Origin of the sequence: Streptomyces sp. NRRL WC-3549, from assembly GCF_000721935.1 — a bacterium.
Taxonomy (GTDB): domain Bacteria; phylum Actinomycetota; class Actinomycetes; order Streptomycetales; family Streptomycetaceae; genus Streptomyces.
Genome location: NZ_KL585420.1, coordinates 118,218 through 119,513 on the forward strand (window position 1 = coordinate 118,218; position 1,296 = coordinate 119,513).

The following is a 1,296-nucleotide window of genomic DNA, read 5'->3' on the forward strand; positions in this document are numbered from 1 at the left end:
AGATGTGTATAAGAGACAGGCCGTGGACGTCCCTGTCATGTGCGTACCTCCCACAGTGTGTCCCTCGCGCTCGGCAGACCTTCCGGGGGCCGGCTCGCGGCATCCCCGAGGCCCGGCATCGACGGGCGAGTGAGCCGTCAGCGTACGCGAGTCCCCTCGGGTCACACGTGGCCCATCTCATACCACCGCCCCCGGTGGAGTGTGGCGTACGCCACGTGCTCCCCCCGCGGCGGGGGCTCCGCGGGAACCGGTGCCACCAGCGTGGGAGCGGGGCGGGCGGCGGTCGCCGTAAGCGCGCCGCGGGCCGCGCGGACGGCCCGCCGGGCCCCGCCGCCGAATGGCGCCGGGACGCCTCCGGCCGCCTGTCGAGCCGTTCACCGAAGATCAAACATTCCTGCGAATTAATAGGCCGGAACGAATAGCCCGCACCCGCGGAACCGATTCTTCGTAACACCTGGAATAAACGCCCGCCTGAGACGAAGTCCACATCACATGGTCATCACAAAGAGGCGGGATGGACCGGATCACACACTCACTCGCTGTAACGTCCATTGCGTGCGTACCGACATCTTTGCCCGTCTGGACCGGGAGCCGGAACCGCCGAAGATAGAGACCCCGCGGATGAGCCGTCACCGCATCGCTCTCTTCGGCGGGACCTTGGTGTTCTATCTCGCCATCGTCGTCGCCGTGCTCGTCTCGTCCTGGCTGGTGGCCCTCGACTGGAAGGTCATGCTCTTCCGGCCGTACCAGCAGTGGCCCGAGCTCCACGCCTTCCTCGACTACTACGTCGTACTCGGCCAGCGCGGCCCGACCGCCGTGATGGTCGCCGCGTGGCTCGGCTGGCGCTCCTGGCGGCAGCACACGCTGCGCCCCCTGCTCACCCTGGGCACGTCGCTGCTGCTGCTGAACGTGTCGGTGGGCGCGGTCAAGCTGGGCCTCGGGCGGCTCGGACCGCACTACGCCACGCAGATCGGCTCCGCGGAGCTGTTCGCGGGCGGCGATATATTTCCCTCGGGTCACACCGCCAACGCCGTCGTGACCTGGGGAATCCTCGCCTACCTGGCCACCACGCCACGCGCCCGGCGCTACCTGTCGGCCGTCTCCGCGTTCGTCTCGCTGGGCGTGGGCCTCACGACCGTCTACATCGGCACCCACTGGCTCAGCGACGTCCTGCTGGGCTGGGCGGCCGGCCTGCTGATCATGCTGGCCCTGCCCTGGTTCGAGCCGCTCATCACCCGTGCCGAGGTCTGGATCCTCTCGGTGCGCGAGGCGTGGCGCGCCCGCCGCAGGCTCGGG

General features: G+C 69.1%; 1 protein-coding gene. It reads left to right on the plus strand.

All coding sequences use genetic code 11. The features are described 5' to 3' along the window. Nucleotides 1-555: 555 nt before the first annotated feature. The coding region (locus tag IH13_RS0125100) for a phosphatase PAP2 family protein (RefSeq protein ID WP_037842289.1) at nt 556-1,296 on the plus strand (741 nt) is incomplete at its 3' end.